This is a genomic window from Paraburkholderia sp. EG287B, from assembly GCF_040965595.1.
Lineage (GTDB): Bacteria > Pseudomonadota > Gammaproteobacteria > Burkholderiales > Burkholderiaceae > Paraburkholderia.
Window position 1 is genome coordinate 359,520 of record NZ_JBFRCG010000003.1, and the last position, 11,909, is coordinate 371,428.

Sequence of the window (11,909 nt, forward strand, 5' to 3'; positions counted from 1 at the left end):
AGGGCGACTCACGGCGCGGCGGCGATCACTTCGGCCACCGTGGCCGTGAGCTTCTTCGCGTAGGGCACATGCAGGAACTCGTTCGGCCCGTGCGCGTTGGACTTCGGGCCGAGCACGCCGCACACCATGAACTGCGACTTGGGAAACCCAGCCTGCAGCACGTTCATGAGCGGGATCGTGCCGCCCTGGCCGAGATAAGCGCAGTCCGCGCCGAAATGCGTGCGCGAGGCGGCGTTGAGTGCTTCGGTGAGCCACGGGGCGAGTTCCGGTGCGCTCCAGCCGTTGGCTGCGCCCGCGTCAGGCTTGAAGGTGACCTTGGCGTTATACGGCGGATCGAGTTCGAGCAGCGCCTTCAGTTCGGCGACGGCCTTCGAAGCCTCGACTAGCGGCGGCAGGCGCAGCGAGAGCTTGAATGCCGTGCGCGGCCGCAGCACGTTGCCGGCGTCGGCCAGTGCCGGCAGGCCCGCCGCGCCCGTGACCGAAAGCGAGGGCCGCCATGTGGAATCGAGCAGTGCCTGCTGCGGGTCCGTGGTGGTGGGCAGCACGCGGCGGCCGTCCTGGCCGCACGCCCAAGGCATGGTCTTCCAGACGCTTTCGCCAAGGATCTTCGCCGTGGCCTCGGCTTCGCTCAGGCGCTGCGAGGGAATCGCGCAATGGAAACCCTTGGGCAGCAGCGTGCCGCTCGCGGCGTCTTCGAGACGCTCGAAGAGCTGCCGCATCACGCGGAAACTGGACGGCGCAATGCCGCCGTAGGAGCCCGAGTGAATGCCCTCCTCGAGCACTTCGACTTCGAGGTCGCCCGCCACGAGCCCGCGCAGCGACGTGGTCAGCCAGAGCTGGTCGTAGTTGCCCGCGCCCGAATCGAGACACACGACGAGGCCGACGTTGCCGAGCCGCTCGCGCAGCGCATCGACATAAGGCAGCAGGTCGTAGCTGCCCGACTCCTCGCAGGTTTCGATGAGACCCACGCAGCGCGGACGCTCGATGCCTTGCGCGTCGAGCGCGGCGAGCGCCGTGACGCTCGCGTAGATCGCATAGCCGTCGTCAGCCCCGCCGCGACCGTAGAGGCGGCCGTCTTCGAGCTTCGGCGTCCAGGGGCCGAGGTCGTTGCGCCAGCCCGCGAATTCAGGCTGCTTGTCGAGGTGGCCGTAGAGCACGACCGTCTCACTGCTACCCGAGCGCGTGGCGGGCGCCTCGAAGAAAATCACCGGCGTGCGATTGGGCAGGCGCACGATCTCCAGCTTCAGGCCGCGCACCGGCTGCTGTTCCGCCCACTTCGCGGCATCCTGCACGACGCGCTCGAGGTAGCCATGCTGGGCCCACTGCGGGTCGAATGCCGGACTCTTGGCGGGCACCGCGATGTAGTCGGTCAACGCGGGCACGATCTCGTCATGCCATTTGCGTTCGACGAAGGCGCGCAGTTCGTCGTGGTCGAGTTGGCGGGTGGCCTCGGAGGGGTCGGAGATCATGGTGTGGGTTCCCAGCGATGAAAAACCCGATGATAGACCCGAACCCCCGCTCGCCGACACCCCTCGCGCCCGGTGTCGGCCGTCCGGCCAGGGCATGGCGTGCGCTCAGGGCCAATCCGCGCGACAATGACGAATCGGGCATATTCCGCCCTTTTTCTGGAGATTGGAACTATGGTGAGCCGTTCCCTCTTCGAGATCGTCGTTCTCGCAGCGGTGGTCGCGCTCTACTTTCTCCCAGCGCTGATCGCCGACAGGCGCCAGCGTCACGACCTGCTGGTCATCGCAGTCTTCAATGCCGTGCTCGGCTGGACGCTGCTCGGCTGGCTGCTGGCGTTCTTCTGGGCGCTGCAACCGAATCCGCCGAAGGATCTCGGCGGCCAGACCCGGGTCCGCAACCGCCGGCTGGGCATGCTGCTCTTCTCGCGCCGGCTCGACGATCGGGTCCAGGCGCGCGAAACCCGCGCCGCCGAGAGCAAGCGCTCCTCGCATTGAGGCCGTTCCCGCTTGTCCGTTTGGCCAACGCTGCAGGCCATGGCGCGCAAGCGCCGCCGTCGCATGAAATAATCACCGGGAATCTAGCTGCGTTGGCCAGGCCGTTTTGATCGCGCTAGATGACGCTGAAGCGCACCGGCCTGCGCCCGTCGCTCGAGTCACCCTCACACCTGACAGCAACCCTCAACACGGAGCCCCGTCATGCCACACGCCGCCCCGCTGCTCGCCTTTGCCGCCGTCGCACTCGGCATGGCGCTCACGCCCGGACCGAACATGATCTACCTGATCTCGCGCTCGATCTGCCAGGGCCGCAAGGCGGGTCTGATCTCCCTGGGCGGAGTCGCGCTCGGCTTCGTGTTCTACATGCTGTGCGCCGCCTTCGGCATTACCGCATTGCTCATGGCCGTGCCGTTCGCCTACGACGCGCTGCGCCTGGGCGGTGCGCTCTACCTGTTCTGCCTCGCATGGCAGGCGCTCAAGCCCGGCGGCCGCTCGCCGTTCCAGGTGCGCGAGCTGCCCGCCGACCGCCCGCGCAAGCTCTTTCTGATGGGCTTCGTCACGAACCTGCTGAATCCGAAAATCGCCATTCTGTATTTGTCGCTGCTGCCGCAGTTCATCGACCCGCATCACGGCAGCGTGCTCGCGCAGTCCATCGTGCTCGGCAGCGTGCAGATCGCGCTTTCGATCAGCGTGAATGCCGCCGTGGCGATGACGGCGGGTACGATTGCAACGTTTCTCGGCGACCGGCCGGGCTGGCTCAAGCTTCAGCGCTGGCTCATGGGTACGGTGCTGGCCGGACTCGCCGTGCGTATCGCCGCCGAAGGCCAGCGCTAAAGCAAACGGCCGGGCGCATCTGGCCCGGCCGCTAGTCTTCGTCCGTCTTCGTCCCTGGCTGGCACGCCCGCGACGCGTGTGCGTGTGCGTGTGCGCAGGGCAGTCTGGCCTCCGCTTCAGAACCCGCCGAGGGCCCTTCCGCCAGCCGGGTTGCGCATCTTGACGAATGCCGCGGGAATCGAGCGCGGTTCGAGCTGCACCATGTCCTGAGCGAACATGTCCTGGCGCAGTTCGCCTTGCTCGTCGAACCACTGGCAGATCAGCCAGTGACCGCTGGCAAAGCCAACCGGGCCGGCATACATGACGGTCATACGCGGACCGCCCGATTTCAGGGTGACAACGTCGCCAATTCCGGCCATGGCAGCGAGCGGCTTTTCGGCTACGTCGATGGTCGTATCAAGCATGATGTTCCCCGTTAAAAATGTCGCACAGAGAAAAAAACCGGGCGGGTTAGCCCCCGGCTCCCTCCCGCCCTTTCGATAATGAGAATGGGGCGGTCATTAATAAGTTTGGCAAGACTAACAACTCGAATTAATGCGTGCAAGTGGTTTCCATTAAACCTGCTGAAAACCCTGTTATTCGACGCACAGCGAAACCCCCGCTTAATCCCGTTCCGCACAATTTACGCGGAAAGCCGTACACGGCTGGCAAAAGCTACCGGGCAAGGTTTCCCACGAAACAGTCATATTATTTCGAATCCATAGCCACAAAATACCGCAATGCAGCGGCAATAAACATGGCACGCGGAGGCTGCATTAACGATTTCGTCCATAAACCGTAAGCCCGGCCAGAGCGAGTGGAAACGTTTTCTGCACCAATAAACCGTCCGTTCGATTAATCCGCTCACGCCGCACTCAACTGTTCCTCTGCGGGCAAATCCTCATGTTTTACCGGATGACCTCAAAATTTATGCACTTGAAATACGGTTGTCACTTAAATGGAATTGCAGTGCGGTGCAAAAGAACCCCATCCGGCAAAACCGGATGGGGCAGCGCGTGAGCAGGACGCGGTCAGGACGCGCTCATTCGGCAAACGGCAAGGTCGTCTGGCCTTCCGCGCGCATGCCGAAGACGTTGAGCGTCATCGCGACGAGCGCGTAGTAGCCAAGCAGCCCGACCAGGTTGATCGTGGTTGCGTGGCCAAAGCGCTCGACGGCGCGTGCATAGGTCGCGTCGGACACACGCTTCGTGTCGTACAGCTCGGTCGTGAACGCGTAGATCAGCGCGTCGTCGGGCTCGTCGAACCGGGGCGTGGCGCCCGTGCGGATCTGCTCGGCCAGCGCCTCGGGCACGCCCGCCTTCAGCGCGATGGGATAGTGGATGTACCACTCGGCCTGCGCCTGCCAGCGTGCGGCCGTGACGAGAATCGCCAGTTCTGAGAGGCGCAGCGACAGGCCCGTCTGGTAGCGGCAGAACGCCCCAAGGCGCTGCGCATGCTGCGCCAGTTCCGGGCTGTGGATCCAGCTGAGGAACGGGCCGTTGAGGTTGCCGCGCGGACCGGAAAGAATCTCGTCCAGCACCGCCTTCTGTTCCGGCGAAGCCTGGGCAGCGTCGAATGCGGGAAGCCGCGAGGTCGGGTTTTGCGTCATGGGTGGACTCCGTTGGAGGTCATGGCCGGCCGCGCGCGACCGTTTGCGGTCGCCGCTAGCGGCGGACAGTTAGTTGCACTTCAATCCCATACGGTGAAGCTTATGCCGGGCGCGCCACGCCCGTTGCGTCGAGCGCACCGTCGACCGCGGCGGCGAGCCGCTCGACGATCGTGTCGATGTTCTGCTCCGTGCAGATGAAAGGCGGCGCGAGCAGCACGTGATCGCCGTTGCGCCCGTCCACGGTGCCGCCCATCGGATAGACCATCAGGCCGCGCGCGAACGCCTCGCGTTTGATCGCCGCGTGCAGCTTCAGCGCCGGGTCGAAGGTCGCCTTCGTGGCGCGGTCCTTCACCAGCTCGACGCCCACGAACAGGCCGCGGCCGCGCACGTCGCCGACGTACGGATGGTCCGCATAACGCTCGCGCAGACGCGCGCGCAGTTGTTCGCCACGGGCGAGCACGTTGTCGAGCAGCTTCTCTTCGGCGATCACGCGCTGCACTTCGAGCGCCGCCGCGCACGCCGTGGCGTGGCCAATATAGGTGTGGCCGTGCTGGAAGTAGCCGCTGCCGCCCACGATCGTCTCGTAGATGCGCTGGCTCACGAGCGTCGCGCCGATCGGCTGGTAGCCTGCGCCCAGGCCCTTCGCGATCGTCAGCAGATCCGGCGCAACGCCGTCCTCCTCGCAGGCGAACAGATAGCCGGTGCGGCCCATGCCCGACATGATCTCGTCGAGGATCAGCAGCACGCCGTAGCGGTCGCACACCGCGCGGATCTTGCGGAAGTACTCGCGCACGGGCGGCACCGCGCCGGCCGTTGCGCCCACCACGGTCTCCGCGACGAAGGCCGCAACCGTTTCGGAACCGAGTTCGAGAATCTTCTGCTCGAGTTCATCGGCGAGGCGCTGCGCATAGGCCTCGTCGGTCTCGCCTTCGTGGCGCTCTCGGTACGCAAAGCAAGGGCTCACGTGATGCGATTCGATCAGGATCGGCAGGAACGGCTCGCGGCGCCACGCATTGCCGCCGATCGCGAGCGCCCCGAGCGTGTTGCCGTGATAGCTCTGCCGGCGCGCGATGAAGTGGCGGCGCGCAAGCTCCCCCTTCTCCACGAAGTACTGGCGCGCGAGTTTGAGCGCGGCCTCGATCGCCTCCGAACCGCCCGACACGAAGTACACATGGTCGAGCCCCTTGGGCGCCGCGGCGATGAGGTGATCGGCGAGTTGCTCCGAGCCCTCGGTCGTGAAGAACGAGGTGTGCGCGTACGGCAGTTGCTGCGCCTGACGCTTGATCGCGTCGATCACGCGCTGGTTGCTGTGGCCGAGGCATGAAACCGCGGCGCCGCCGCTTGCGTCGATGTAGCGCTTGCCGGTCGAATCGATGATTTCGATGCCTTCGCCCGCCACCGCGACGGGCAAGGTTTGCTTTGGCATCCGGTGAAACACCTTGGTCATATGGGTCCTCGATGAAGTCCGTGAATGATTAGCGGGTTGCGCCGTCCACATGGCGCGCGTTCGAATCGATAAAACGGCCGAGCACGCGCTCGCCGCCCTGCCAGACGTCGAACGCCACGCCGCGCGGCTCGATGCGCATGCAGGCGGTGGCGAGCGTGTTCTCGTCGTCGGGGTCGTGCGGGTCGTCGCGGAAGATCGGCAGGCCGGCGCCCGCCCGATCCTGCAGCACCTGCACGAAAGCTGCGCCGTCGGGCTGCGCGCCAAGCGCGGGTAACAGTTCGGCGAGACGGGTCTGGCGATCGCGCGACGAGTCGGTGACGATCTGCGCCTCGCGCTCGCAGCCCGTGTGGATGAGGTGATTCGCGTGGCCCGAGGGCGCGCTCACTTCGCGCATCGAAGCGCGCTGCGCGGTCGCTTCGACGCTAACCACACGCACCTCGCCCGCCTCGTCGGTCCCGCCGATCGTGTGGTGGAAGCCGCTCGCGCGCGGCGTGTCGCGCAGCAGCGCGAGCGCTTCTTCCAGGGTCGCGCAATCGAGCACGGCGCGCGCCAGAATCATGCGCGGCACGCCCACGCGCGGCTCGCGGATGCGCACGTTGTTGATCGCTTGCGCAAGTCCCGCGCGCGTAGCTGCGAAGGTATGCCCCGGCAGCGAACCTGGGTAGTAGAAGCTCACGAAACCGGGCTTTCCTTCAGGTTCGACCTCGACCACGCTGCAGCGGCCATGCAGCCAGGGGTCGCCGTCTTCGTTGTGCGCAATGAGGCCCGCGCCCGGCGTGCACGATGCAAGCGTCGTGCAGCCGTCCGGCGCGTTGTGGATCAGCTCGCCGCGGCAATTCCAGAGGAACAGGTCGTCCGCGGACCAGTCGAGCGCCTGCGCCATTGCGTCGATTTCCGCGACGTAGGCCGGGAAATGCCGCACGGCTGCGGCGCGGAGCTGCTGCGCGAACGCACTGCCGCGCCAGCGGCTCACCGCCTGCCAGGCGCTGCTTTGCGCCATGTAGCCCGCAAACATCGGCTTCACGTGTGCGCCTAGCTGCCGGCCGATCGCCTCGGGCGAGCCGGCCGCGCTGAGGGCCGCGCCCCGGAATGTCTTGAGTTCCTGCATCTGTTTCTCGCTTTTGCTACCGATGGGCCTACCTCTTCCTATAGTGCGCTTTATACGCCTCAACAACATATGTTGTCAATTTAAATATCGGTTACAACAAATGCGATAGATACGGGCGAGACAAAACCGGATGCCTTCTCACAACGGCATCCAGCTGCGGGAAAACCGGCGTGAAACGGCGCGGAAATGCCGGTGCGGCGCTCAGGGCACGTAAGCGCCGCGTGCATTCAGGGAACGCTCGGCCTGTTCGAGCTGCGCGATCGCGCCCGAGCCTTCGAGCGCCAGCAGATGGGCGACGAGCGACTCGGCCAACGCTGTCGCAGCGACGAGCGAAGGGAAAAACGACGGGCTTTCGTGCGTGAAGATCAGCGCCTTGTCGGCGTTCAGCGCAATGGGCGAGACGGCGCTGTCGGTAATCGCGATCAGGCGGCTGCCTTTGGCGAGCGCGGCCTCGGCCACGCGCACCGCCTCGACCGAATACGGTGCGAAGCTGACAACAATCGTTGCGCTGTCGCGCTCGATGCCGAGCAACTGCATCTCCAGCGTGCCCGCCTCGCCGCCCAGCAAGGAAACCGAAGGCCGGAACAGCCGGTAACCGTAGACGAGCCCGAACGCCACCGCATAGCACGAGCGAAAGCCCGCCACGTGCACGTGCTTCGCGCGGCGCAACACGCGCGCCGCCTCGACCATCGAGCGGGTGTTGTGCGCGGCGCTCGCCTCCAGATTGTGCTGTTGCGCAACGAGCAGGTCGCGCGCCAGGCCGTCCTTCGCATGGCCCGCCACGAGCGAGCGGGCCCGCGAGGAAAGCGGCTCCGGCCGCGTGCGCACGCGCGCGACGAACAGGTCCCGCAGCTCGTTCCAGCCCGGAAAGCCCAGTTGCTGGGAAAGCCGCACGAGCGAAGCGGGCTGCACCCGGGCGCGCTCGGCCACTTTGCGCATGGACGAGACGGCCACTTCGTCGGGATGGTCGAGCAGGAAGGCAGCGCCGGTCTGGAACTGCGGGCTCAAGTCGGAGAAACGCGCGCGGATCACCGCGGCGAGCTGGTCGAAACTGTCTGGCATGCGTCGCTCGGGCAGTGGGTGACAACAAATGTTACCACCGGTGTTGCCGGATGTTGCAAGTCGGGACAGATGATGTGGCGCATGCCGACCGAAGCGGGCTCCATCGAGGAGCCCGCGTACTTCATAAATGGAGGAGCCGGCTCAAGTCTGCTTACCCCACAGATCGTCGATCGCGCGGATCGCCAGCAAGTATCCGTTCGCTCCCGCCCCGCAAATTACCGCTGTGGCCGCCACCGAAATCGTCGAGTGACGATATTCCTCCGAGCGTTGATGAATATTGGTGATATGCAATTCCACGACTGGCCGGCGGATGAGCTTGACTGCGTCGAGCACCGGAATGCGACCGAATGAAAAGCCGGCCGGATTGATAATCAGCGCGGCGTCCTGCAGGAATGCTTCCTGAATCCAGTCGATCAACTCGCTTTCGCTGTTCGTTTGACGAAATACGCAGTCGAACTTGAGCGCGTCGGCCAGCGCGAGGCAATTCTGTTCGATGTCCTTCAGCGTAGTGCTGCCATAAAGATGAGGCTCCCTCGCGCCCAGCATGTTCAGGTTGGAACCATTGAGGATGTAGAGTTTGCGCGTCATGGTGTCAGTGTGTAGAAGAGCGTTCGAGGACCGTGTCCTTGGTTTCCCGGGACATTGCGATCGCCAGGAAGGAGATCAGGTTCAGCGAGCCGCAGACCGCTACGATGGCCCACGGGGAACCGTGAAAGGCATTGAGCAGCGCCACGGCGACGATAGGCATCGGGCCGCCGGTGAGCAGGTTGGCTCCCGAATACGACAGTGCCGACCCTGTGTAGCGCGCCTCGGTCGGGAATGACTCGGCGAACCAGACTGGCTGGATGCCGCTCTGGAACTGCGTGAAGCCGAGGAACGCGCCCATGACTGCCATCGTCATCGCGATCGAGTTGTGGTTGAGGATTGGAAAGTAAATCAGGCAGCAGATCAGCGTGCAGGTCGAACCGATCATCAGCGCACGTTTGCGTCCGATCCGATCGCTCAGATAGCCGCCCGCCAGCGCGCCCACGATGGCGCAGACATTCGCCACCATCAACAGCATGAAACCGGTCTGCTTAGGTACGCCGAGGTGTTTCGTCAGGTAGCTGAGCGAGAAGACCACGATCAGATAAAACAGTGCGGCCGGGCCGCAGAAGAACAGCGTCAGGCGAAGCGCGGTGCGCCAGTGATATTTGAAGACGGTGCCGAGCGGATTGGCGGCGCGCGTGGATGCGCCAGTCCTCTTGAGCGCCTCGAACGCCGGTGTCTCGCTCACCTTCCTGCGGATGTAGATGCCGAGTAGCACCAGAACGAAGCTCGCGAGAAACGGCACTCGCCAGCCCCAGGTATCGAAGTCGTCCGATGAAAGCAACGCGGCCAGCGTAAAGAGCGAAAAGTTGGCGAGCATCTGGCTGAGTGGCGAACAGATGCCAAGCAGACCTGAATACCAGCCGCGTCGGTTAGCAGAGGCATGCTCCACCGCCATCAGTTGCGCGCCCGTCGATTCGCCGCCCAGCGCGAAACCTTGAATGATGCGCAGCGACACCAGCAGCGTCGGCGCGAGGATGCCAACCTGGTGGTAAGTGGGCAGCAAGCCCATCAGGAACGACGACGCGCCCATCACCGATACGGTGATCAGCATCAGTTTGCGGCGTCCCCAACGGTCACCGAGCATCCCGCAGATCACCGCGCCGAGCGGGCGGGCGGCCAATCCTGCCCAGAAACTTGCCAGCGACGCGAGCAGCGAAGCCGTCGGGTCGAGCGACGGGAAAAACAGCTTGGGAAAGATCGTGGCCGCGACCACGCCATACAGCGCGAAGTCGAACCATTCGAGCGCTGTACCGACGGTTGCCCCCGCTACCGCCCGACGCGCCATCAAGTGAGCCTGCGCAGACCGTCCTTCCGCGGCGAGGTTCGAATCAGCAAAAAATGACATGTTGTCTCCTGAATTCTCGATATGTCGTAGCGTTCGTTTCTGGCGACGAACAGGTGCTATTGTTTGTGCTCTACAGGCGAGGCGTTCCGCACCGGAACTGCATTTCATAATATGGATATTGGCGAAAGATGTCGCTTAGAAACGGCCTGAGAATTCTCGATTTGCTGGCGTCGCAAGGCGAAGGTGCGGGCCTCGTGGCCATTGCCGATGCCTTGTCGCTGCCGCGCAGCACCTGCCACCGCCTGCTCGCCGAACTCGTTGAAAGCGGGTATGTCAGGCAACGGGTCGATCACAGCCGCTACATCCTGACAATGCGCATGACGTCGAACGGACTCGAATTCCTGAGCCTCACGGGCATCGCTGATATCGCCCAGCCGATCATCGAACGCGTGGCTGCACAGACGGGCGAACTCGCGCGGCTGTCGCTGGTGGATGGCGAAGCGATCATCTGGGTCGGCAAGGCGGACGGACAACGCACCGGCTTTCGCTACGATCCCGACATGGGCCAGGCGGCACAACTTTCCTGCACGGCGACCGGACACGCATGGCTCATGACGATGACCGATGAACAGGCGGCGGCGCTCGTCTTGAAGCAAGGCTTCGGACAGCCGAATGAGTTCGGACCCAATGCGCCGACGACGCTCAAAGCGCTGCTCGGTTTCGTGCATGCGGCGCGCGTGCGCGGCTACGCGATGATCGACGAGGTGTTTGCCCCTCGCATGTCGGCAGTGGCGACGCCCGTGGTGAGCGGTACGCGCTGCGTCGGCGTCATCAGCCTGGCCGGTCCTCGGGTACGACTAACGACCGGGAAAATTCACCAGTACTCGGGACTGCTACGCGAGGCGGCCAATGAGTTGGCCCAGTTGAGCAATATGGCGGGATTCTCACATCGGCCGCCGCTCGGAAAGGGATGAGAACGCGGAATTCAGTCAATATTTAAAAAATCTAAAGTCGCACTGAAGTGCAACCGCAATACAGCCGGGTACCAGCGTCGGCATGCAGCTTCCTGCCCTATCCAATATCAATTCACTGCCAAAGGATCCTGCTATGTCCGTGTCATCTGCAAGCAGTCTGAACTCAGGCCCAACTCTCACGAGCCGGCGTAGCGGCCGACGCCGCAAAGCAGCTTTTCAGGAGCTTCGACACATCCGACGATGGTCAGGTGTCGCTGACTGAGTTTGTCGAGGGCGTGAGCACGAGTATCAAGAGCGCAAGCCAGGTGTTCAACGACCTCATGGATTCCTATACGAGGGATGCGAACGGGAATCTGGACCAAACCGCCACCGACAACTTCCTCAGCGCCGGGGTGGCAAAAGCGACGGCTTTTTGGCAAAACCTCAGTCGGTGAACTGGTGTTTGCCGCGGTAGTGTCGTCGCGAGCCGTCAAGTCGCGGAGTAAGCCCGAAGCTCCGTCTCGCTTCGGGCTGAATCAGGATCGTCGATAGAGTGAATTGCCTCGATGGCTCGCACGTAGTCTTCAGGCAAATTCGCCTCCCTTGCGCCCACCAATACATGCTGCTTGTACCAATGGTAGGGCTGAAGGCCGGGCTGCTTTTTCGTAGCGACGTAGGTCAGTGCATACACTCCGCCGGTCGAGGTTTCGACCCGGACACTCAAAGGCTCGTAACCCTTGCCCGCTCCTTCGAATGTGTCGAGCGCCTCCCGTTCGCCACGCACGACCGAGAAAATGACGCCATAGACTCTGTCACCGACGTTTCCCGTGTGCTCACAATCGCATTTTCCCGAGCCGTCCTTCTTGCTCAATTTGTCGAACGCGAGTTTGTAGCCTGTCACGAACCCCGTGGTGACGACCCTCGCTGACGGCAGCCTCACGACGAGGCGTCGTACCGACATGTTGGAGCCGTACGCGAAATAGGTAAATTCGCTGCTCGAGTGCATAGCTGGGATTGCCCTCGCGACAACTGCAGTGGGACATAACGCACGGCAAGCCACCTGCAACGCCTTCCCACACG

The 11,909-nt window shown here is 63.8% G+C and carries 13 protein-coding genes; 4 read left to right on the top strand and 9 right to left on the bottom strand.

Annotated elements, in window-relative coordinates; translation table 11 throughout:
• Nucleotides 1-8: 8 nt before the first annotated feature.
• A complete protein-coding gene (locus AB4Y40_RS06910) occupies nt 9-1,469 on the bottom strand; it encodes a M20 family metallopeptidase (RefSeq protein WP_368686999.1) in 1,461 nt (486 codons plus the stop codon).
• Nucleotides 1,470-1,640: 171 nt separating this feature from the next.
• Here AB4Y40_RS06910 and AB4Y40_RS06915 point away from each other — a divergent pair, with 171 nt between their 5' ends.
• Together AB4Y40_RS06915 and AB4Y40_RS06920 are read left to right on the top strand one after the other, a co-directional pair.
• Nucleotides 1,641-1,961 (top strand): superinfection immunity protein, encoded by a 321-nt coding sequence (locus AB4Y40_RS06915; RefSeq protein WP_342920880.1) that lies wholly within the window; start codon nt 1,641-1,643, stop codon nt 1,959-1,961.
• Between the two features lie 201 nt (nt 1,962-2,162).
• Nucleotides 2,163-2,795 carry a LysE family translocator gene (locus AB4Y40_RS06920; protein WP_368687000.1) on the top strand — a complete coding sequence of 211 codons (633 nt, stop codon included), beginning with the start codon at nt 2,163-2,165 and terminating at the stop codon, nt 2,793-2,795.
• A gap of 116 nt (nt 2,796-2,911) precedes the next feature.
• Here the strand turns inward: AB4Y40_RS06920 and AB4Y40_RS06925 are convergent, their stop codons facing one another.
• The 7 genes from AB4Y40_RS06925 to AB4Y40_RS06955 form a co-directional block, all read right to left on the bottom strand.
• Nucleotides 2,912-3,199, bottom strand: a complete 288-nt coding sequence (locus AB4Y40_RS06925) for a YodC family protein (RefSeq protein ID WP_368687001.1) — start codon at nt 3,197-3,199, stop codon at nt 2,912-2,914.
• A 617-nt stretch (nt 3,200-3,816) separates the two neighbouring features.
• Nucleotides 3,817-4,383 (bottom strand): carboxymuconolactone decarboxylase family protein, encoded by a 567-nt coding sequence (locus AB4Y40_RS06930; RefSeq protein ID WP_368687002.1) that lies wholly within the window; start codon nt 4,381-4,383, stop codon nt 3,817-3,819.
• 100 nt (nt 4,384-4,483) lie between these two features.
• Nucleotides 4,484-5,830 carry an aspartate aminotransferase family protein gene (locus AB4Y40_RS06935; protein WP_368687003.1) on the bottom strand — a complete coding sequence of 449 codons (1,347 nt, stop codon included), beginning with the start codon at nt 5,828-5,830 and terminating at the stop codon, nt 4,484-4,486.
• A 28-nt stretch (nt 5,831-5,858) separates the two neighbouring features.
• Entirely contained in the window at nt 5,859-6,938 is a 1,080-nt protein-coding gene (locus AB4Y40_RS06940; RefSeq protein ID WP_368687004.1) for a C45 family autoproteolytic acyltransferase/hydolase, read from the bottom strand.
• Between the two features lie 201 nt (nt 6,939-7,139).
• Nucleotides 7,140-8,000: a MurR/RpiR family transcriptional regulator gene (locus AB4Y40_RS06945; protein WP_368687005.1), complete on the bottom strand. Its 861-nt coding sequence runs from the start codon at nt 7,998-8,000 to the stop codon at nt 7,140-7,142.
• 141 nt (nt 8,001-8,141) lie between these two features.
• Nucleotides 8,142-8,588, bottom strand: a complete 447-nt coding sequence (locus AB4Y40_RS06950) for a type II 3-dehydroquinate dehydratase (RefSeq protein ID WP_368687006.1) — start codon at nt 8,586-8,588, stop codon at nt 8,142-8,144.
• 4 nt (nt 8,589-8,592) lie between these two features.
• A complete protein-coding gene (locus tag AB4Y40_RS06955; RefSeq protein ID WP_368687118.1) occupies nt 8,593-9,876 on the bottom strand; it encodes an MFS transporter in 1,284 nt (427 codons plus the stop codon).
• Nucleotides 9,877-10,064: 188 nt separating this feature from the next.
• On the opposite strand from AB4Y40_RS06955, the gene AB4Y40_RS06960 reads away from it, so the two are divergent.
• Together AB4Y40_RS06960 and AB4Y40_RS06965 are read left to right on the top strand one after the other, a co-directional pair.
• Nucleotides 10,065-10,850, top strand: coding sequence for an IclR family transcriptional regulator (locus AB4Y40_RS06960; protein WP_368687007.1), 786 nt, complete (start codon nt 10,065-10,067; stop codon nt 10,848-10,850).
• A 248-nt stretch (nt 10,851-11,098) separates the two neighbouring features.
• The gene (locus AB4Y40_RS06965) at nt 11,099-11,284 is read left to right on the top strand and encodes a hypothetical protein (RefSeq protein ID WP_368687008.1); all 186 of its coding nucleotides are present in this window, start codon (nt 11,099-11,101) and stop codon (nt 11,282-11,284) included.
• 35 nt (nt 11,285-11,319) lie between these two features.
• On the opposite strand, the gene AB4Y40_RS06970 is transcribed toward AB4Y40_RS06965, so the two are convergent.
• A complete protein-coding gene (locus AB4Y40_RS06970) occupies nt 11,320-11,835 on the bottom strand; it encodes a gamma-glutamylcyclotransferase family protein (RefSeq protein ID WP_368687009.1) in 516 nt (171 codons plus the stop codon).
• Between the last annotated feature and the right edge of the window lie 74 nt (nt 11,836-11,909).